Source organism: Nocardiopsis valliformis DSM 45023 (assembly GCF_000340985.1).
Lineage (GTDB): Bacteria > Actinomycetota > Actinomycetes > Streptosporangiales > Streptosporangiaceae > Nocardiopsis > Nocardiopsis exhalans.
Genome location: NZ_ANAZ01000041.1, coordinates 38,987 through 58,225 on the forward strand (window position 1 = coordinate 38,987; position 19,239 = coordinate 58,225).

Annotated in this window: 19 protein-coding genes; 12 read left to right on the top strand and 7 right to left on the bottom strand. The window is 66.9% G+C overall.

Annotation, left to right across the window (positions count from 1 at the left end):
• Nucleotides 1–172 precede the first annotated feature (172 nt).
• From D457_RS0127405 to D457_RS33575, 3 genes are all read left to right on the top strand, one after another.
• Entirely contained in the window at nucleotides 173–1,015 is an 843-nt protein-coding gene (locus D457_RS0127405; RefSeq protein ID WP_017583878.1) for a GntR family transcriptional regulator, read from the top strand.
• Complete coding sequence (locus D457_RS0127410; RefSeq protein ID WP_017583879.1) at nucleotides 1,012–1,707, top strand: HAD family hydrolase; 696 nt, start codon at nucleotides 1,012–1,014, stop codon at nucleotides 1,705–1,707. The genes D457_RS0127405 and D457_RS0127410 overlap by 4 nt, the downstream gene beginning before the upstream one ends.
• Nucleotides 1,708–2,319: 612 nt before the next feature.
• Complete coding sequence (locus D457_RS33575) at nucleotides 2,320–2,673, top strand: hypothetical protein (RefSeq protein WP_017583880.1); 354 nt, start codon at nucleotides 2,320–2,322, stop codon at nucleotides 2,671–2,673.
• Between the two features lie 247 nt (nucleotides 2,674–2,920).
• Here D457_RS33575 and D457_RS0127425 read toward each other — a convergent pair whose 3' ends face one another.
• Both D457_RS0127425 and D457_RS0127430 read right to left on the bottom strand, forming a co-directional pair.
• Entirely contained in the window at nucleotides 2,921–3,646 is a 726-nt protein-coding gene (locus tag D457_RS0127425) for a hypothetical protein (RefSeq protein ID WP_017583882.1), read from the bottom strand.
• A 74-nt stretch (nucleotides 3,647–3,720) separates the two neighbouring features.
• Complete coding sequence (locus D457_RS0127430; protein ID WP_017583883.1) at nucleotides 3,721–4,500, bottom strand: hypothetical protein; 780 nt, start codon at nucleotides 4,498–4,500, stop codon at nucleotides 3,721–3,723.
• 9 nt (nucleotides 4,501–4,509) lie between these two features.
• Between D457_RS0127430 and D457_RS37335 the strand changes: the two genes are divergently transcribed.
• Nucleotides 4,510–4,659 (top strand): hypothetical protein, encoded by a 150-nt coding sequence (locus D457_RS37335; protein ID WP_239646244.1) that lies wholly within the window; start codon nucleotides 4,510–4,512, stop codon nucleotides 4,657–4,659.
• Between the two features lie 256 nt (nucleotides 4,660–4,915).
• Here the strand turns inward: D457_RS37335 and D457_RS0127440 are convergent, their stop codons facing one another.
• Nucleotides 4,916–5,440 carry a lytic polysaccharide monooxygenase auxiliary activity family 9 protein gene (locus tag D457_RS0127440; protein WP_017583885.1) on the bottom strand — a complete coding sequence of 175 codons (525 nt, stop codon included), beginning with the start codon at nucleotides 5,438–5,440 and terminating at the stop codon, nucleotides 4,916–4,918.
• A 974-nt stretch (nucleotides 5,441–6,414) separates the two neighbouring features.
• Between D457_RS0127440 and D457_RS33580 the strand changes: the two genes are divergently transcribed.
• Both D457_RS33580 and D457_RS0127450 read left to right on the top strand, forming a co-directional pair.
• The gene (locus D457_RS33580; protein WP_017583886.1) at nucleotides 6,415–7,155 is read left to right on the top strand and encodes a DUF4037 domain-containing protein; all 741 of its coding nucleotides are present in this window, start codon (nucleotides 6,415–6,417) and stop codon (nucleotides 7,153–7,155) included.
• A gap of 119 nt (nucleotides 7,156–7,274) precedes the next feature.
• Complete coding sequence (locus D457_RS0127450; RefSeq protein WP_017583887.1) at nucleotides 7,275–8,078, top strand: oxygenase MpaB family protein; 804 nt, start codon at nucleotides 7,275–7,277, stop codon at nucleotides 8,076–8,078.
• Nucleotides 8,079–8,102: 24 nt separating this feature from the next.
• Here the strand turns inward: D457_RS0127450 and D457_RS0127455 are convergent, their stop codons facing one another.
• Both D457_RS0127455 and D457_RS36555 read right to left on the bottom strand, forming a co-directional pair.
• Nucleotides 8,103–10,970, bottom strand: coding sequence for an AfsR/SARP family transcriptional regulator (locus tag D457_RS0127455; RefSeq protein WP_239646245.1), 2,868 nt, complete (start codon nucleotides 10,968–10,970; stop codon nucleotides 8,103–8,105).
• A 247-nt stretch (nucleotides 10,971–11,217) separates the two neighbouring features.
• A complete protein-coding gene (locus D457_RS36555) occupies nucleotides 11,218–11,358 on the bottom strand; it encodes a hypothetical protein (protein ID WP_169542752.1) in 141 nt (46 codons plus the stop codon).
• Nucleotides 11,359–12,032: 674 nt separating this feature from the next.
• Between D457_RS36555 and D457_RS0127465 the strand changes: the two genes are divergently transcribed.
• The 3 genes from D457_RS0127465 to D457_RS0127475 all read left to right on the top strand — a co-directional run bounded on the left by D457_RS0127465 (nucleotide 12,033) and on the right by D457_RS0127475 (nucleotide 14,236).
• Entirely contained in the window at nucleotides 12,033–12,638 is a 606-nt protein-coding gene (locus tag D457_RS0127465; RefSeq protein WP_017583890.1) for a hypothetical protein, read from the top strand.
• Between the two features lies 1 nt (nucleotide 12,639).
• The gene (locus D457_RS0127470) at nucleotides 12,640–13,254 is read left to right on the top strand and encodes a hypothetical protein (protein ID WP_017583891.1); all 615 of its coding nucleotides are present in this window, start codon (nucleotides 12,640–12,642) and stop codon (nucleotides 13,252–13,254) included.
• A gap of 502 nt (nucleotides 13,255–13,756) precedes the next feature.
• Nucleotides 13,757–14,236 (top strand): hypothetical protein, encoded by a 480-nt coding sequence (locus D457_RS0127475; protein ID WP_017583892.1) that lies wholly within the window; start codon nucleotides 13,757–13,759, stop codon nucleotides 14,234–14,236.
• A gap of 18 nt (nucleotides 14,237–14,254) precedes the next feature.
• On the opposite strand, the gene D457_RS0127480 is transcribed toward D457_RS0127475, so the two are convergent.
• Nucleotides 14,255–15,553, bottom strand: coding sequence for a hypothetical protein (locus D457_RS0127480; RefSeq protein WP_017583893.1), 1,299 nt, complete (start codon nucleotides 15,551–15,553; stop codon nucleotides 14,255–14,257).
• 121 nt (nucleotides 15,554–15,674) lie between these two features.
• On the opposite strand from D457_RS0127480, the gene D457_RS0127485 reads away from it, so the two are divergent.
• The 3 genes from D457_RS0127485 (at nucleotide 15,675) to D457_RS0127495 (ending at nucleotide 17,857) form a co-directional block, all read left to right on the top strand.
• Nucleotides 15,675–16,166: an NUDIX hydrolase gene (locus D457_RS0127485; protein ID WP_026117086.1), complete on the top strand. Its 492-nt coding sequence runs from the start codon at nucleotides 15,675–15,677 to the stop codon at nucleotides 16,164–16,166.
• Nucleotides 16,167–16,459: 293 nt separating this feature from the next.
• A complete protein-coding gene (locus tag D457_RS0127490; RefSeq protein ID WP_026117087.1) occupies nucleotides 16,460–16,897 on the top strand; it encodes a membrane protein in 438 nt (145 codons plus the stop codon).
• Between the two features lie 147 nt (nucleotides 16,898–17,044).
• Nucleotides 17,045–17,857, top strand: coding sequence for a DUF2786 domain-containing protein (locus D457_RS0127495; RefSeq protein ID WP_026117088.1), 813 nt, complete (start codon nucleotides 17,045–17,047; stop codon nucleotides 17,855–17,857).
• Nucleotides 17,858–18,069: 212 nt separating this feature from the next.
• On the opposite strand, the gene dnaN is transcribed toward D457_RS0127495, so the two are convergent.
• Nucleotides 18,070–19,212, bottom strand: a complete 1,143-nt coding sequence (gene dnaN / locus D457_RS0127500; RefSeq protein ID WP_017583897.1) for a DNA polymerase III subunit beta — start codon at nucleotides 19,210–19,212, stop codon at nucleotides 18,070–18,072.
• Nucleotides 19,213–19,239: the final 27 nt, after the last annotated feature.

A 19,239-nucleotide genomic window follows, 5' to 3' on the forward strand; every position in this document is an offset into this window, starting at 1 on the left:
GCCCCGGCACGACCGCTCTCGCCAAAGAAACAGGTCGTGTCGGGGTTTCTGCGTCCGGATCAGTTCAGAACCGTTCGCTTACTTGGCCATCATTGCTAGCTTGGCTAGCCAAGTCAAGCCATCCATGGAGTTTTTTCTAGGTTGCCTAGCCAACCTGCGGTAACGTGTTCGCATGGCACTCGATCCAGATGACCCGCGCCCGCCCTACGTCCAGGTCGCCAACTCCCTGCGAGCGGCGATCCTCACCCGGAAGTTCGAGCCCGGCGAGAAACTGCCCTCAGGGCCCCAGCTGGCCAAGACCTACGGGGTTGCCCGCATGACGGTCCAGCAAGCCGTCCGCACCCTTCGCGAGGAAGGCCTGGTGGTCTCCCGCCAGGGGAGCGGTGTCTTTGTGCGCGAACGGACCTCCCGCCCGGTCGGGCTGCGCCCTCACATCGAACGATGCTTCGAGGAAGAAGCTGTCACCATCGACTTCGCAGGCTTCGGCGGCGAGACCCTTCACGGCGCGCTACAGGAGCCGCTGGACAAGGTCCGACATGGGCGCCTGACTCCACAGCGCATCCACATCCGGTTGCTCGTGCCCGACACCACGCAGCCCATGACGGTCCCCCGAAGGGTTGACCTATCGGGAGACGACCCCGAAGCGCGAAAGCGAATGGCGCGCATCATGATGCGTCACACCCAGGGCATCGAGGACGCTGTTCACGAACTGGGAATGCTGGGGCTGGTCGAAAAAGCCACTGTTGAAACGCGCGTGCATGCCGCGATACCGCAGTTCAAGCTATACATCCTGAACAGCGCTGAAACCTTCTTCGGCTACTATCCGGTGGCCCCCAACACCGTCCTGCTGGGTAAGGAGAAAGCCGAAATCTACGACCTGCTGGGAAGAGACACCGTTCTCTTCCACCAGGCCAAGGATGAAGACCCCGAGTCGACCGGCTCCCAGTACGTCGCGCAGTCTCAGATGTGGTTCGACAGTGTCTGGTCAACGATCGCGAAGGACCGAGAAGAATGAGTCCCGAACAGGCCAGCCTCATGCGTGGAGCAGCAGCATTCCTCTTGGACTTCGACGGGCCCGTGTGTAGTGCCTTCGCTGGATACCCGGCGCTTGAGGTCGCGAGAGACCTCTTGGATGACGGGGTCAAGGCAGGGACTCCAGCCACGCCTGAGATGAAGGCCGAGACCGACCCCATGAAAGTCCTTGAACTTCTCTACGAAGCCGGACCAAAGAATCACGGGCGGGCGGAATCTTTCCTGACTTCCGCAGAGGTCCGCTCGGTACAGCAGGCGGCACCCACCAGTGGTGCTGTCGAGTTCCTCGAAGCCGCTCGCGAGTTCGACACCCCTGTCGCTGTCGTCAGCAACAACTCTCCCGAAGCAGTACAAGCCTTCCTGGAAAACCAGAAGCTCGACGGGTTAGTGGTGTCTGTCGTCGGCCGTGACAAGACCTCTCCCCACCTCATGAAGCCAAACCCCTATTTGCTGAAGAAGGCTTTGAGAGACCTCTCTGTGAGCCCAGCGCAGGCTCTGATGATTGGGGACTCAGTGACCGACATCGAGGTGTCGCAGTCGGTCGGGGTGGCGTCGGTGGGGTACGCGAACCGCCCTGGAAAGGCTCAGAGGTTCAGCGAACTCGGTGCTGACATCGTGGTGACCGACATGGCGGTTCTCGCCCGAGTGCTCTTGAGCCCTCCTCACCCTGGCTAGCCAGTGGGGGAGTGTGGCGGGCACGTATCCGCCACACGCCACGATGCCGCCACACAGAACACGCCGCTGGCCTGCGCGGTGTCGGCTGTGGCGGATGTGGCGGACTTCCCGGGAGCCGGTCACGTCCGGGCTGGAACGGGTCTGGACACCCCGGCGTGGTGTTACAGGTCAGCGGGTGTCCAAACCGGGTTTGGACAGGGTTTGGACACCCGGCTTGGACAGGGTTTGGACACCCTGTTTGGACACCAGCAGACGTCCGAGTGCTCCCAGAGGATCGACTCTCTCAGGCGTCCCCAGATGGCCGCGTAGAGCCCGCCGAAGGGATTCCATCCCGCCTGGAAGCGGTCCGCTTGGAAGGCAACTGAGGGGGCCAAGCAGGGGGCCACGGGAGCCGTACTCATGCGAACCATGCCGAACCCTACTAGCGCCAAAAGTGCTGTTCAGCTAGGGTTCGATACTGGCAGGTGACTTGCCGCATAGGCTTCGGGACGAAGAGGTCGTGGGTTCAAATCCCGCCACCCCGACAGAGGCCAAAGGCCCGGTAAGGTTCACACCTTGCCGGGCCTTTGGCGTTGATACGGCTCGGGCATTGACGCGAATCGGGAGATGCAGATGACTTTTCCGATCATCGACGACACGGACGCGATCATCCCGCAACCCGCGCAGAGACTTCCCGAACTCCGGCAGGCTGTGGCGACGGTCGCGCCCTCCCTGCTGAGTGAGTTCTTCGAGGAGATGCAGAACGCGTTCACCCGAGCAGGTGAAGAGGACAGCGTCGTTCCGATCCGCATGTTCTATCGCAAGTGGGCGGTCACGGTCGCCATCGAGCGCTGCCCCGCCACCGCCCACCAGCTACGCGAAGCCGAGCAAGCCGTCAATGACAAGGACCCCCGTGTCCGCGACGAGGCGATCCACACCGCCGGAGAGATCGTGCGAGCCGCGCACCGCGAGGTCGAGGGTGTCTGACTGGCACTGGAAACACGACCCCGACGGCCTCCTCGACGGCCTCACGGACGTCCGAGGCGAGCGGGTCGTGGTCATCCAGGTCACTTGGATGGGCTGATCCGGCGTTGAGTCGCTTCACCGGGCATCCGGTAGGCCGGACCGAACAGCCGGTTCGTCCCGACGGTCCGGTTCGCCGGGGCGAACCGGACGACCGGCACGGAACTGACCCTGAGGGAGCTGGAGGCTCTGAAGAGCCCCGCGGCGGCGGTCACCCCAGGTGGTTGACGGCGCGTTCGGCGATGGCGATCAGGGTGTCCTCGTCATCGGTGAAGTCGGGGCGGCCAGGGTTCTCGTCCCAGACCTCGCTGGCCCAGACATCGATCAGCACGCCGTCCGCCAGGACCAGCACCTCGGCCTTGCCGCGAAGGTCTTCATAGCCCTCCCGTACGTGCGCCACCACCGCCTGTTCGCCCACGTCCAGTTCGCGTGACTCCTGGACCTCCACCGTCCAGTAGTCTTCCACCTCGCCTTCGGTCAGCTGCTCGAACCGCTCCTCGTACTCATTCTCGACGTCCGACGCGCGTCGCTGAGGCTCGTTGTCGCTGTCCACGGGGAAGCGGTACCTGACGTTCAAGCTTCCCTGGGAACCGTCCGACCACTCGACGTGCCACACGCAGCGGGAGCTGCTCGGGGTCAGGTGCGCGCTCGCCAGCCTCGCGGAGACGGAGTTGAGTTGGGAGCCGTTCGGTACAGAGCAGGGGTCGGTGGGCAGACCCTCGAACTCGGGTCCTGCCACGGCGGCGCCGGGGGAGGAGACCAGCCAGAAACCCCCGGCGATCAGGGCGTAGACACCGATCGTGGCCGCCAGGGTGATCCCGATGGTGCGTCCGGTACCGCCCCGACGCGGAGACGGCGCGGGTTGGCCCTGGTGGGGATGGGATTGGGGCTGCTGCTGAGGTTGCTGCGGGAACTGCTGGGATGGGCCGTTGTACACGGCGATCTCCTGTTCTGGACGTCGTCCATGCACGTTTCAGGGGAAGCGGAGTCGAGGAGGGAGAGCGCTGTCCGTCATCCGAACAGGTCGACGGTGATGTCTCGGATCAGGTCCTCGGCCTCGTCCAGATCGATGGGTTCGATGCTCCAGACGCTCAGGCTGTAGCTGAGCTGACTGACGACCCGGCCCTCACGGACGATGACGTTGACGCGCTGGCTGCTGATTTCGTCATCCGAGTAGGAGATGTCGGCCAGGACGATCACGCTCTCGTCCCCGAAGTCGAGCTGCCGGTCCTGGCTGTCGAAGATCCTGATGGAGTCCGACTCGTACGAGAGCTCGGAGGCATTCTCGACCATCAGCTCGTAGAGGCTGTCGACGTCGCGGGGCACCTCGCCCTCATCGTCCAGTTCCTCCGCGAAGTCGGCGTCGGCCCCCGACATCGGCACGGAACGACTGTAGGAGAGGATGGTGCTCTCGTGGTCCCCCAGAGTGACGACCCAGCTGCACCCGTTGTTGTAGGTGTCCGCCTGCCAGGAGAAGATCTCGCCGTCCATCCTGGAGAGCGTGACCTCGTCGACGCCCGCGCAGGGGTCGTCGGTCGGCAGGCCGCCCGCGGCGCTCACCCCGGTGGAGGAACCGTAGGAGGAGGCGAACGCCCAGGTGAGGGAGCCGAGGACGGCGAGGGTGAGACCGGCGGTGAGGGCGACGGTCAGCGCGGTCCTGGGGCGGCGTCCGGCGGTCGGGGGCTGATGACCGGGCGCCCCGGGGTAGCCGGGCTGCTGCGGAGGCTGGTTCTGGAACGGCGGCTGGGGCTGGCCCGGCTGCTGGGGTTGGGGCTGCTGAGGCTGCCCCAAGTACTGGGGTTGCCCCGGCTGTTGGGGGTGCTGCTGGGGATGCTGGGGCTGGCCCGGCGGCTGCTGCGGAAACTGGTTCTGCTGTCCCTGGTGGCCGGAATGGCCAGGTGGAGGCGGCGGGAAGGGCTGTCCCATACGAGAGGGTCCGTCCAGGAGTAGTCGTGACCTGACCCCAGGCATGATCCCACGCGGCTGCCGACAAACCGGGTACCGGTCGCCGTCGTACTGTTCACAGTCGATCGCTGCCGCATCCCGTGACGGGAGGACGGTCGCGGACCCGGTGAGCGGACGGAACACTCCGTACGCGGAAGCGCCCCGGACCGGCTGCGGGGCCGGACCGGGGCTGGTGTCACAACGCGTTGGCGCGGGGTGTCACGACGTAGGAGAGGCTCCCCGCGAAGCCTGGGCCCGGGCCCTACAGGGCGCCGACGTTGACGTCGACGCAGACGTAGAAGGCCATCGGGGTGTCCGCGACGTTCCAGCGGGCCAGCACGGTCTGCTCGCCGCTGTAGCCGGACAGGTCGACGTCGTGGGAGAAGTTCCACGGCGGCTGCGCGCCACCGTCGTCGAAGCTCTCGATGAGGTTGCCGTCGATGAAGTACTCCCACGTGGCGGTGGAGTGGGCGGCGGTGATGGTCCAGTCGAAGGTGGCCGTGGTGCCGACCGGGGTGACGTCCCAGCCGTAACTGTCGTCGTCCAGCTCGGAGAAGGCCTCGTTGCCTCCGGAGCAGCTCATCAGGCCCTTGGGGCCCTCGACGCTCTGCGGCTCCCACTGGATCGGTCCGCATTCCACGACCCCCGCGGCACACTGGGCCTGCCGGCTGGCTGGGGTGTCGATGTAGCCGTGGGCGTTGGCGGCGCCCGCGGGCATCAGGGTGAAGGCCAGGGCCGTCGCGGCGCCGACGGCCGCGGTGGAGCGGAACTTGCTGCTGATGCTCATGAAGAGAGCCCTTCTTCTGGGTCACGACCTCGGGGGCCGTAGCGGGGTGACCCGGACCGTTTCCGGCCCAGGGCGGGTGGGAGGTGCTCACGGCCGGTTATTTCCGTGAGTCCCGGACTGGGTGCCGGGGAGCGTTCCCGTGGGTTTCGGGAATGTCCGTCCACCCGGTGCCGAAGACGGTAAGGAGGCTGTCATGAGGCGTCAAGACCCCTGTTACCAGCGGGAAAGGTGTGGCTCCCGTACCACGGGAAGAGCCCAGTGAACAGGCTGCGGACACTGGTACTGGTGGGCGCGCTCGGGCTGGTGCGCTTCCGAACTGGTCCGATGGCCAACCCCGCTCGGCACCGGCCTGCCCAGGAAAGGACTAGACCAATAGGTCGATCCTTCGCGTGTCCGGCCAGACCTCACCTGGAGGTAATAATTTCCTTCCCCCTGCGGGTTGCGGGGTTCTGCCGGGGACCTGGCGAAGGCTGGCGACGCGTCAACGGTGGGGCATCGAAGGGTCGGCCGCCCGGACGGGTGGAAAACCCGTGGACGGAAACGGCCGGAAGGTGACAGAGCGAAGCGGAGAGCCGCAGCCGTAGGGCCGGAGAGCCACGACCGGAGATTCGAGAGCGGAGAGCGCCGATGCCCGACGAACGTCCCCCGTTCCTGCCCGGTGTGGAGCTGTCCCGCATCCTCTACGAAGAGTGCGTCGCCCCTCAACTGGCCAGTACACCGCACGCGGCGGCACGGGTGGGTGCGGGTTCGGAGGTACTCGGGTTGGACACCGGGCGCTCCACCGACCACGACTGGGGACCGCGGCTCCAGCTGTTCCTTCCCGAGGGTTTCGAGCCCGAGGCCCTCGAACGGCTCGCAGGCAGATCGCGGCGGCCCTGCCCCGGCGGCTGCGCGGTTGGCCCACCCGGTACGCACCCGCCCCCGGAGATCCCGGAGTCTGGCAGCTCACCGACGCACCGGAGGGGCGCCACCTCGTGGAGGTCGTCCACTTCGGAGACTGGTTCGTCGAGTGGTTGGGGTTCGACCCGCGCGCCGGGGTGACCACCGCCGACTGGCTGGCCACCCCGACCCAACGGCTGGCCGGGTTGGTCGGCGGGGCGGTGTTCAACGACGGCACCGAAGAACTCATCGGCGTGCGCGAGGCCCTGGCCTGGTATCCGACCGACGTCTGGCGGTACGTACTGGCCTGCCAGTGGCAGCGGATCGCCCAGGAGGAGGCGTTCGCGGGCCGCTGCGCGGAGGTCGACGACGACCTGGGAGAGCGGGTGGTCACCGCCCGGCTGGTCCGCGACCTCATGCGGCTGTGCCTGCTGCTGGCCCGTCGCTACCCGCCCTACTCCAAGTGGCTCGGGTCGGCCTTCGCCCGACTGCCCGAGGCCGCCGAGGTAGGCCCGGTCCTGCACCGGGCTCTCGTGTCGTCCGATCCCCAGCGGGACCTGGCCGAGGCCTACCGTCTCGTCGCGGAGTGGCAGAATCGGACCGGGCTGGCCGAAGCCCTCTCCCCCGCACCCCGGCCCTTCCACTCGCGTCCCTACCCGGTGCTGGACGCCGGACGGTTCACCGAAGCGCTCCTGGCGAGGGTCGAGGACCCCGAGCTCGTCGGTCGACCGCCGGTGGGAGCCGTCGACCAGTACCTGGACAGCACCGACGCACTGGAGAACGTCACCCTGGCCCGGGAGGTGTCCTCGGCGGTGGACCGGCTACGGCCTGGATAGGGGCGCCAGGGCCCGTGGAGAAGGAGAGCCGGGGCCGGGAAGAAAGCAGGAGGAAGCACCGCAAACCCGGGTGGGCGCGTCACGGGCGGCGGCCGCGGGCGTTGTCATACGATCCAAACATGGCCCGATCGTCCGACCAATCCGTCCTACGACGGCTCAACTCCGAGGCCAGCCTCCTCGCCGGGGCCGGTTACGCGGTCCTGCTCCAGATCGCGCACCCCGCCGTTGCCCGAGGCGTGGCTGAACACAGCGACTTCGCCGCCCGCCCCCTGGACCGCCTACGCGGCACGCTGTACTTCATCTACGCGACCGCCCAGGGCACCCCGGAGGAGCGCGATCGCGTGCACGCGATCGTGCGCGCCATGCACCGCAAGGTGCGCGGGCCCGGTTACAACGCCCTCGACCCCGAGCTCCTGCTGTGGGTGGCCGCGACCCTGTACCGGTCGGCGGTGCGCCTGTACGAGCTGACCGTCACCGAACTGACCGAGCAGGAGCATACCGAGTTCCTGGGCGAGGCCGCGGTGTACGCCACGGCTCTCGGCCTACCCCCGGAAAAGTGGCCGCGAAACCCGGAGCAGTTCGCGGATTACTGGGAGCGCGCCTACGCGCGTCTGGAAGTCGGAGACGAGGCCAGGCGCCTGACCCGGGGCCTCTTCCGCCCGAAGAACCGGCTGCTGTGGCCGCTGACCCTGACCCAGCGCTTCCTCACCGGAGGGCTGCTGGAACCGGAGCTGCGGGAGGCGTTCGGGATCCCGTGGTCGGAGGCGCACCAGCGCAGGTTCGATCGGCTGATGCGGCTCACCCGGGCGGTCTATCCGCGCCTGCCGAAGGGGGTTCGGGGGCTGCCCACAACGTTGTACATGCGCTCGCTGCGGAAGAACGGCGGCTGGAAGCCGAGCAGACCGACGAAGGTCACCGGCTGAACCGGACCGCGGTGAGGCGAGGGCTCACAGGTTCTTCAGTGCTTCCCGCGCCTGGTCAGCCTCGGGCAACCCTAGCTCCTCGAAGATCCAAAGAGCATCCGTGAGCAATTCCCGAGCACGGTCAGCGTCCACGATTGCTTCGGGGAGTTTCCCCAACGCGAGCGAGGCCCGGGCGACCACGAACCGCTCATCCCGCTCGGTCGCGGTCGTCAGGGCCTTCTCCAGGGTCTCGGCAGCCTCCTCGTACTGTTCCGCGACAGCATAGGTAATCCCCAGCTCAGCCAGGATCTCGGAGTCCGCGCTGTGGCTGGTTGCCTCGTTCTTCAGCGCGAGCGCTGTGATGTGCTGATCCATGGCTTCGGGCAGTCTCCCCGACACCCTGTATGCCACTCCCAACGCGTTTCGAACATAGATCTCGTTGGCCTTGATCTGGAACCGCTGGGACAGTTCCAGTGCCTCTTGAAGGTCCTCGACCGCCCGCTCCAATTGACCAAGGCCCGTCCGAGCCTCACCCATGACCCTTTTCGTATAGGCCTGGTTCGGCTCCAGATCCACCTGCTCGGCGGCCCGGGCGGAATTCTCAGCGCACCGAAGCGCGTCATCGTACTCGCCAAGGGTCTGATGCAGAACAGCAAGGTTTCCCCATTGGAGAGCCGCGATCTTCTCATCGCCCTTGCTCGTCGCATAAACCAAGGCGCCTTTGATGCACTCGGCGGAGTCACGAAACCGACCGACTCGCTCGTACACCATCCCCAAGTTGGCGAGGGCACGGCTCTCACCGTGCTGGTCTCCTATTTCATGGAGGATATCCCGGGCCTCACTGAACAGGGCGATCGAGCTCCCGAATCGACCAGATATATACTGAGCGACCCCCAAGCCGATGATCGTGACCGCTCTCCCACGCCGGTTCCCCTGTTTGTCGCTCGCTTGAAGGGCTTTTTCATGCGAGGTGAGCAAGAGCCCCATTCGTCCACGCTGCGCGTAGAACCGCCACACGGAGTCGGCCATTCGCCAAGCCTCGTCCCCGTCGTCGCGTGCAGCATAGAAGTCAACCACCTCAGCGATGTTGTCCTGGTGACGATCAAACCAGGCCTCAGCGCCAGACCTGGTTCTTATCTCGATCTGGTATCGGGAAACGTTCTGTTTCTCCTCTTGGTCACCGTGTCCGCTCGGCCCGAGTAGCTCCGCGGCGTGATTGGCCCCAACCCGGTAGTAATTCGCGAGTCGCAGGCGCGCGCCCTCCGTCTCCTCGGTACCGAGTTCCATCGCACCTCGGTACCGCGAGAAATCTCCTACGAGGTCGTGGAACCTGTATACGTCACCGCTGAGTTCGTCCAGCAGGCAGACCCCTACTAATTCTTGCAAGAGATCATCAGCGTCCCCTGGCTCCAAGTTCAGGAGGGCCGCAGCGCCGTGAAGGTCCACGGTGGCGCCGATCATCGCGCCAAGTAGGAGAAATGCCTGCCGTTGCAGAGGGTTCAGGCTCTGGTAGGAAAGGTCGATCGCCACTTCGACGTTCTGGCCGTCGACTTGGAGTTCACGAAAACGCCGACTCCGCTCGCTCAGCCGACGCTCCACATGCTCGAACGACCACTTGGGGCGGCTGAGCATACGTCCGGCGATTACCCGAAGCGCCAAAGGCAGACCACCGCAGATCCGCGCGACCCTGAGCGCCTGCTCGCGTTCACGCATGACACGTTCAGGGCCCAGCACGTTGGAGAACAGTTCCAGCGCGGAGTCCTCGCTGAGCATGCCCAGCGAGAGGTAGTCCGTACTGCTGATCCCGGCCAAGTCATTCCGGGTGGTGATGATGGTGAAGGTTTCCGGAGCCGAGGGGAGGATCGGGTTCGCCTGCGCGAAGGTGGCCACGTTGTCCAGGATCAAGAGGACACGACGGCCACGCAGCGCGGCTCGCCACAGAGCAGAGCGCTCGTCCACGGTGTCCGGAAGCGATTCGGATGGCACCCCGACAGCGCGCAGCAAGGCCCCAAGGGCCGCCCCCGCGTCCAACGGATCCTTCTCGGCTGTGTATCCGTACAGGTCGATGAAGAGCTGGCCGTCAGGGAAGGAGGGCATCAGGTGATGTCCGGCCCTCACAGCAAGGGTGGTCTTACCTGAGCCTCCGCTCCCGGACACCACACAGACCTTGGCCTTTTCACCATCGAGCTCGTTCATCCCCAGAAGACTTTCCAAGGACTCGCGCCGACCAGCGAAATCAGGGATGTTCCTCGGTAGATCGTTGCGGACGACGAAAGTGTCCTCCTGCGGCGGAGTGGAAACCCTGCTCGCCTGGACCTTGGTCTGTGTGGGGGCGCCCGCGCGGAGGATCTGAGTGTGCAGGGCCGTAAGCTCCGGGTCGGGGTCCACCCCGAGTTCCTCGGCCAGACGGGAACGGATCTCCTCGAAGGCGGACAACGCTGCAGCTCGTTCACCTGTCCGCCAAAGCGCCTCGATGAACAGGTGGTGGATGCGCTCACGGAGCGTTTCCTCGCGGACGATCGGCGTCAAATACGAGGCGGCTTCGTTGGCCCGCCCCAGCTCAATAGCGCATGAGGCCCAATCAGCCACCACCGACCAGCGCTCCTCCAGCAGGGGAGATACCACGGAGTAGTAGAGATGCTCCGACCCGACACCGGAGAAGGGGATACCTCTCCAGCATTCTAGCGCCTCGGACAACTTTCGTTCGGCCACCTCGAGTGGCTCGGACCCGGCCTCGTTCCTTAAGCGCCGGAAGCGATGCAGGTCGACCTCGTCAAAATCAGCGTCTGCGAGATACCCGCCCGAGGTGGTGCTGATCAACCCGGGGAAGGCCCGGCGCAGGTGGGAGATCTGCACCTGAATCACCGATCGCGCGGTCCTCGGCGGATCGTCGCTCCACAGGTAGTTGATCAACTGGTCGAAGGTAACTTCCCGCCCGAGCTGAACCAGGAGAACACCCAGCACGCATCGCTGCCGCGGCCCTCCTACGGGAAGGGGCTGCCCGTCGGACCACGCGGCAATGGGTCCAAGCACGCCGAATTTCACAGTCAGCAACCCTAGCAAGGTCCAGGGCGGACACAGATAACGGAATGCATGCCGACAGCTCCGAGCACCCCCGTCTCATCGGTACTCGGAGCTGTCAGTTCTGAAAACCCAGGCCTTACTTGTCCTCGGGCTTCTCCGCCTGCTTGGGCTCACCCTCCGTGGAGGGCTCCCCCTCCTTGGGCTGAGGCTCCTGCCAGGGCTGCATCTTGTTGACGATCGCATCGAACTGCTCGTCCACGGTCAGCATCTTCGGCACTCGAACTCCTTTGCGCACAGCACTCGTGTAGAGCCGCAATGTAGCCCTACGTCGTCTACGAAGCATCATGGGGGACTCACCGCCTTCCGGCGGAACGGCCATCCGCGGCGCTTCCGTCATGGGTACACCACGGATGGCATGTGTCCGACAGACGCCGGACCCTCTTGGGAGCTGCGAGCCGTCCTCACGCAGCTACCGGTCCGGCGGACGTGCTTCACACTAGAGAGATCTTCTTCCGCCGCGCTTTCAACCGGCTTTCAACGGAAGCAGAAAACCCAAGGTCACGCCACTGCTACCCATTGTTCACCCAATCCTGCCCTGGGAGCTTTCCCGTGAACCGATGAACACTTCGAGTTATCGCGTGAACACGATTCGCCGCGTTCTCGCCCCGCGGTCGAGTTCCGCGAAAGCGGAAGCGGCGGTTTTACGCGAAACCTTGAAACCGGGGAAACCACGCGGCCCGATCACCCCACCTACCCCGCTGGCAGCGGGTTGAACACCCCTGCTTTCCCACCACCCCGCAGAAGGCACTGCCGGAAGCCTCTCGGGGCACCAGCGAACCGGGCGCCAAAACACCCCGTACACTGCGCTTTCGCTGGCCTCTTCCGGCCACCTTCGAACATAAGGTGTGACATCGGGGTGATTGATCCCATTTACCTCTAGAATCTCACCTCGTGGTCCACCATGCCCTCCCTGAAGAGGCCCCCAGCCGGCCCTGGTTCCCCCGGGACCCGTACGCGCGCTTCGCACTCGTGTCGTGCGCCGCGGCGGCGGCTGCGGTCGCCCTCCTCGGAGTGACCCTGCTCGGCGGGCTCGAACCCGCGGACGCCCGGACCGGTTCCCAGCCGCCGGAGACCGAATTGGACAACGGTCGCTACAAGATCACACCGATCGGGGCCGCGGTGGCCGAGGGGGACTTCGCCACCGAGGTCCAGGTCCGGGTCGACATCGAGAACAGCGACTCCGACCCGATCCCCTTCTTCGACATCGGGAGCACCTCCCAACTGACCCTCCAGCCCGGCGGCACCGAACTGACATCCCCCTCACTCCGCTTCCTGCGGTACCCGTCCCGCGACGTGATCGACCTCCAGCCGCACATGCCCGAGGAGGCCCTCCTGGCCTGGGCCGTGGAGAACCCCGGCGACCTCGACGGCGCGGCCGAGGTGCTCCTGACGGTGCACAAGGCGGAGAAGATCCAGGGCAGCGGCGGCACCGAGCCCCTGTGGGTCCGAGGCGACAAGGTGGTCGGCTCCGTGCTGATGCCCCTGGGAGAGGGCTGACGTGCCCCCTCGCACCCGCAACACCCCGCTCCGGTTCGCGCTCTGCCTGGCCCTGGTCGTGGCGACCCTCGCCCTCCATCGGTTCCAGGTCGCCGACCACGACATCGTCGGACCCATTACCACGTCCGGTGAGCGCGACGAGGCCGTGGCCACGGACGACTTCACCGTCGAGGTGACCGACGTACGACTGGCCGACACCGTCGTCGACACCGCACGCCTGGACCCCGAACCGGTCGAGGCCAACGGGGTGTGGGTCGTCGTGGAGGCGCGCGTCACCGCGACGCACTCCCCCATCAACGCCACCCGGGTCGCGTTGGAGACGGCCGACGGCACGACCTACTCGGCGTCGAGCTGGTTCCAGAGCGCCTTGAGCGGCTCAACCCGGTTCCCCACGGCCATGACCACGCAAGGCGTGTTCGTCTTCGAGGCCCCCGAGGACCGCTTGGACTCCCCCGCCCTGGTGCTCACCAACACGAACGGGTCCGGGTCGCGCCTGGCCGCGCAGGCCTCCGTCGCCCTCGGAATCGACGCCGACGACCTGAAGGGGGAACGCGGTGAGGTCGAGCTGACCGAACCCGAGACCCGGATGGGGGAGAGCTCCGTTGCACCCGCCTGACCCCCGTGACCCGCGGCGCCGCCCGCCTCGACCCGGACCGCACCAGGACCCGCGGTGGCCGACCCCCGGCAGCCCCGCGCAGCAGCCGGGCCGGCCGTGGCCGGGGTACCGGCAGCCGCCCGCCCCCCAGCAGGGGCCGGTCCCCCCGAACCGTGCGTTCCCACCGAACGGCCCCGGAACCCCGGGCCGCCGTGATCCGGCGCCTCCCCGCACGCGGAGACCGACCCCACCCCCGGAGCAGGGGCCGGCCCCGCAACACGCTCAGGGTCCCGTTCCGCCGCCCGGACAGGGACCGTGGCCCGCCGGACGGCCGGGCCCGCCCGAACCGCGACCACCAGCTGTTCCGCCGCCCGCCCCCGACAGGGGCAGACCCCGGCACGCGCGCCCCCTGTGGAAGGACCTCAAGCTCCCCTACGCGGCGGCGCTGCTGGTCCTGCTCCCCCTCGCGCTCGGCGTCCCGTACTGGACCGAGGCCGCGCTCACTGCCGAGCGCGGATGGATCGTGCCCGATCCGCAGCCGGTCGCGGCGGGCGAGACCGTCGAACTCGCCGGAAGCGAGTGGTACGTGACCGGGTACGGCCTGAGCACCTTCGCTGAGGACTCCGACCTGGCGGGCATGGCCGCGATCGACGTCGGTTTCCACGTCATCCCCGGCGACGACCGGGCGAGCGAACTGCTGGAGAACCAGTGCCGGTTCCGCGCGGTGGACGGGCAGGGACGGTCCTGGGAGCCTACCACCGAGTTCTCGTCGCGTGACACCGGAGACCTCGACCCCGGAAACATCATGTCCGGTTGCAGGAACGCCGACTCCGAACCGATCGCCCCCGGAGAGGACCAGCTGCTGATCGTGACGTTCAAGGTCCCCGCCGACGTGGTGGAGGAGCTGCGCTACGAGGTGCGTGTCGCCACCCGGCCGGAACCGGACGCGCCCAGCCCAGCGGCACTACTGTTCTCCGCCGACGAGTTGGGCGGAGGGGACTGATCCGGCGGAGAAGTCGGCTCAGTGGCGGCGTGCCGAACGGCTGAGCACGTGCGTGACGGCTGTGCGCGCCCGTCGCCCGCCAGAACCCTCGTCGACCTTGCGCAGGGCGATCTCGAAGGCCGCCGCGAGCAGGCAGACGCGCAGCAGCTCCCGGGCGGCCTCGACGAGGAAGTCGATCGGCCCCAGCCACATCCACCAGTCGGCCAGGAAGTCCCCCGGGCCGCCGATCACGAACACCAGCCGGTGCAGCTGGCTGAACCCGACCTCGACGAGCGTGTAGAGGAAGGCGAAGGTCAGGTAGAAGACCGGCCCGACCGTGAGGACGAACCGGAAGGCGTTCAGGAACGGTGTGTACTTGTCCATCAGGTCCTGCCCGCCCGCCCGGCCGAAGCCGCGGCTGAACCGGCTGAACCGGCTGAGCGCCTGGCCGAGCTGGGACCTGCGGTGCCGCTCGAACAGCACCGCGTCCTCGTCGATCTCGGCGCGGTAGACGACCGCGGCGATGGTCAGCCACAGCAGCGGGGCCAGCAGGCTCGCCTTGACCGCCGCCCACAGGGACGCCAGCATTCCGATCAGCGCCACGTACACGTCGACGTCCGTGAATCCGACGAGGCCCCCTGCCCAGTTGAACGTGAGGCTGAGGGCTTCTTGGGCCTGGACCCAGGCCTCCCGCCCCTTCACCCACACCTCCACGCGGTTCAGCGCGACACCGATGGAGAACACCAACATGAACATCCACACGGCTTCGAACAGCGCCGTGAGCACGCCCAGCACACCGTTTTTGCTCTTGCGGTAGTAGAACTCGCACACCCGGCGCAGCAGCCACGCGACCAGCGCGACCACCAGCGGCAGCCCCACCGCGTTCACCTCGTGCGGTGCCGCGAAGGATTCGAGGCCGCCGTCGTTGAGCAGTCCGACGCTGTAGGTCTCGAACTCCTCGCCGATCAGGCCCCAGGCGCTGTAGAAGATCAGGAACGGCAGGATCGCCAGGACCACCCCGTCCACCACGCGCCGTTCCCGCTGCGCCATCGTGGTGCGGCCCTTCGAGCCGGGATCGTTGCTCAGTTCCGCGTCGACCAGCTGGAGGCTGGGCCTGACCAGGTGGAACATGACGATGGTGGTGGCGAGGGTGACCAGCAGGGTCAGGCCGAGCCCGGCCAGGCCGATCGCCTGGTGCACACCGGCGACCTGGACCAGCCCGCGCATGAGCCACCAGTGCACCATGTACCCGATGCTGTAGGCGCACAGCAGAGGAGCCCAGTACCGTCCGAGGAGGACGAGGGTGTACGCGGGCAGGATCGCCGTGGAAGAGGTCATGCGAGCCATAGGTTCAAGAGATTAGCGGGAATGATTTCCACGCATTCCCGTTGTCCACAGGCTGTGGACGGGCGAAGGTGTGATCGTCGGACACGAGCGACCGCTCTGGTTGGAGGGCTTGATGCAGGAGGGCGACGGAAACGGCTGGGTGGAACTGCCCGACGGCTCCCGGAGGTGGGGGCTGTACGGTGCTGCCGGGTTGCTGTTGTACGCCACCGACATGGCCGGTTCCGGTCACGTGCTGCTCCAGCACCGCGCGGGCTGGACGCACATGGGCGACACCTGGGGCATCCCCGGCGGGGCCCGCAACCGGGACGAGACCCCGCTGGAGGCCGCCGTGCGCGAGTTCCGCGAGGAGGTCTCCGGCGACCTCGACGACTACACGGTCCTGGGCAGCCACGAACAGGACCTGACAGTGTGGCGCTACGACACGTTCCTGCTGCGCGTGCCGACCCTGACCCCGTTCCGTCCCGGGAACTCCGAGAGCGAGGAGATCCGGTGGGTCGGGGTGGAGCAGGCCGAGGCCCTTCCCCTGCTGCCCGCCTTCCGCACCGCCTGGCCCCACCTGCGGGACGGCCTGGGTTCGGCGACGGTCAGCGGCGATCTGCTGTGATCGGCTGCGGGTCGGGGGTTCTCAGCCCGTAGGGGGCCGACGGCGCGGGCTTTCATGAGCCCCGCCGTACGGGCACTTCCGGATCGGGATGAGCGTTGGTACCGGCAGGGGCAGCACTCGCACCCGTCTGAGATGATTGGTGTCGGCTTCGCCCGCTGGGTGAGGTGCCAGGGCACCGTCTCAGGGGTAAAACCAGGGACGGGCCCTGATGTGCTGGCTGCCCCAGCCCTGCATGCTGTAGGGAACGGCCCTGCGAAGAGCGGGAGCCACGCGATTCGACTGGAGCTGTGAACATGACGCTGGAGCGCGGTAACGCATTCACTCCCGTCGCCTCGGCGGCGATGATCTGGCCGTGGGGGCCGTCCGTGGTCGGCGGCACCGTAGCCGGTGCGCTCTCCTTCCTGGCCAACTTCGGCCTGGCCGGTGTACCCGTCGCGGTCACCACCGGCATCTTCTTCTTCGCCCTGATCGGCGGAATCGGCGGCGTGATCAGCAAGAAGAGCGACCGCCGCGGCCGCCGCTGGGCGGCCACCTACCCGTTCCGCTACGCGGCCGCCCCGGCCATGATCGGCGGCGGGGCCGCCGCTATCGTGAGCTACATCGTGAGCGTTGTCACCAGCTTCGCGATCTTCAGCGGGATTTTCGGCGGTCTCTGGACGGGACTCGGTGTGGGCCTGACCCTGTGGGTCATCATCGGTGTCGTGGCCGCGGTCGCCGGAAACAAGAAGTAGGGGCTTTCGGGTGGTGGTTCTGCGCCACCGTGATGAAGGTGGGGAACAGAAGGGCCTAGGCTCGATGTTTTCCGCCAAGGAGCGGATGGACCACACCTCACCTACGGGAGACAACCGGCGCCGATGACTGAAGCTGCTCGTCAGAAGATGGTCGAGCGGGTCCGAGGGCTCCTTCGCATGGCGGAGGACCCCTCGGTCACTGATGCCGAGAGCCAGGCGTTCACCGCCAAGGCCGCCGAGCTGATGACCCGCCACGCGATCGCCGAGGCCGAGGCCCGCGCCGAAAGGGGCGAGGAACCGGACGCGATCAGCCGCATGGACTACACCGTCGCGGGTGTGGGCGGCCACGGCAAGGCCCGGGTCAAGGCCCTGGCCGACATCGCCGCCGCCTACGGCTGCCAGTCGGCGGTGCGCGGAAACAACTCCGAGAACACCGAACGCACCATCATCCTGGTGGGGACTGTCAGCGCCCTGGAGGCGCTGCGGATGCTCATGCCGTCGATCTCCATGCAGATGGAGGCCTCGGCCAAGTTCATGAGTTCGGCGCACGTCACCGATATCCGGGAACTGCGCAACTACACGCGGTCCGAACTGGAGACCGAGCGCAAGCGCTACTACCGGTCGTTCGTGCGCGCCTACGGGCAGGCGGTGGCCGAACGCATTCGTGAGTTCCGGGCACGGCTCCAGGAAATGGCCACCCATGACGGAGAGTCAGGGGTCACTGAGGGTAGCGATCAGAACGGTTCGGTACGTGGTGCGGAGTTGGTTCTCCGGGACGACGTGAACCGGGTGAACGAAGAGTTCCACAAGCAATTCCCACAGTTGCGTAAACACCGCCCCGAGCGCACCCACAGCGCCGCCGGGTACCGCGCCGGATACCGCCGCGGACGCCAGGCTGAGCTGGGTCTGGAGACCCCGGTGACCAGCGGACGGGCCTCCACTCTGGCCGAGGGCGAATAGCTCTTCACCGCGAGTTATCCACAGGCTGTGCACAGTTTCCACAGGCACACCGTTTTCCCATGTCAAAGCGGAAATACGAGTCGATTCGAGAGGGTGTTCGGGCCTCTGAGAGGGTCGATCACCCGGGGTTATCCACAGGCCGAGGAAGAAGCCTGTGGATAACCTGTGGACAGTCCTGTGGAGAACTTTCCCAAGAGCAGTAAAACCGCTGGTCAAGTAACCCGCAGTGGTTGGACGAGGTAGCGGAAAGTGGGCTCCTCGCCCTCCTTCGACGGAACGTCGGTGAACACGGCGGGTTTGATCGGCTCGGTGAAGTTCAGGTAGGCGGTGTCGGACTCCACCGCGCTCAGCCCGTCCACCAGGTAGTCGGGGCGGAAGGCCACCCGGATCGGGTCCCCCTGGTAGCCCACCTCGATGGCCTCCACGGCCTGGGCGTCATCCCCGGAACCGGCCTCCAGCACCACCTCACCCTCCGTGAAGGCGAGCCGGAGCGGCGTGTTTCGGTCCGCCACCAAAGCGACCCGCTTGATCGCCTCCACCAACGGCGAGACCGCGACCTCGGCCCGCCCGGAGAACTCGGTGGGAAACCAGGTGGCGTACTTGATGAAGTCGCTGTCGATCAGCCGGGTGGTGGTCCGGCGCTCGCCGTTCTCGAAGCCGATCATGCCCTCGCCCGGCGAGAGGCTGACCCCTTCGCCCAGCGGGACGGTGGACAGGGCGATGTCCACGTTGCTCTGGTTGATCAGCCCGCGGACCGTGTTGGCCAGGGTGCGCGCGGGCACCAGCGCGGCGACGTCGATCCCGGGGTCCTCCGGGCTCCACCAGAGCTCGCGGACGGCGATGCGGTAGCGGTCGGTGGCCACGACCTTGAGGGTGTCGCCGGAGAAGTCGAGGTAGGCGCCGGTGAGCATCGGCAGGGTGTCGTCCCGGCTGGCCGCCGGGGTCACCTGGCGCACCGCCGCAGTGAAGGCGTCTGCGGGGACGGAGCCGATCTTCCCCGGCATCCCGGGCAGGCTCGGGTAGTCCTCCAGCGGCATGGTGATCAGGGTGAACTTGGCCGCGCCGGCGCTGATCAGCACCTTGGGGCCGTCGGTGTCGATGTACACCGTGCCCGAGGGGAGATTATTGACGATCTCGGCCAGCAGACGCCCGGGCACCAGCAGGGCCCCGGGCTCCTCCGACAGCACCTCCACCGAGGCCCGGGTGGAGACCTCGTAGTCGAAACCGGACAGGTGCAGGGAGTACCCGTCCGCGGAGACCTCCATCCGCATCCCCGCGAGAACAGGGACGGCGTGCCTGGCCGGCAGGGCGCGAGCGGTCCATGCGACCGCCTCCGCGAACGCGTCTCGATCCACTCGAAGTCGCACTGGGCTGCCTTCCGC

What these genes read in the sequence shown, in the direction of transcription:
- D457_RS0127405 (WP_017583878.1), top strand. Translation starts at nt 173, where the DNA reads ATGGCACTCGATCCAGATGACCCGCGCCCGCCCTACGTCCAGGTCGCC.
- D457_RS0127410 (WP_017583879.1), top strand. Translation starts at nt 1,012, where the DNA reads ATGAGTCCCGAACAGGCCAGCCTCATGCGTGGAGCAGCAGCATTCCTC.
- D457_RS33575 (WP_017583880.1), top strand. Translation starts at nt 2,320, where the DNA reads ATGACTTTTCCGATCATCGACGACACGGACGCGATCATCCCGCAACCC.
- D457_RS0127440 (WP_017583885.1), bottom strand. Translation starts at nt 5,440, where the DNA reads ATGAGCATCAGCAGCAAGTTCCGCTCCACCGCGGCCGTCGGCGCCGCG.
- D457_RS0127450 (WP_017583887.1), top strand. Translation starts at nt 7,275, where the DNA reads ATGGCCCGATCGTCCGACCAATCCGTCCTACGACGGCTCAACTCCGAG.
- D457_RS0127480 (WP_017583893.1), bottom strand. Translation starts at nt 15,553, where the DNA reads ATGACCTCTTCCACGGCGATCCTGCCCGCGTACACCCTCGTCCTCCTC.
- D457_RS0127485 (WP_026117086.1), top strand. Translation starts at nt 15,675, where the DNA reads ATGCAGGAGGGCGACGGAAACGGCTGGGTGGAACTGCCCGACGGCTCC.
- D457_RS0127490 (WP_026117087.1), top strand. Translation starts at nt 16,460, where the DNA reads ATGACGCTGGAGCGCGGTAACGCATTCACTCCCGTCGCCTCGGCGGCG.
- D457_RS0127495 (WP_026117088.1), top strand. Translation starts at nt 17,045, where the DNA reads ATGGTCGAGCGGGTCCGAGGGCTCCTTCGCATGGCGGAGGACCCCTCG.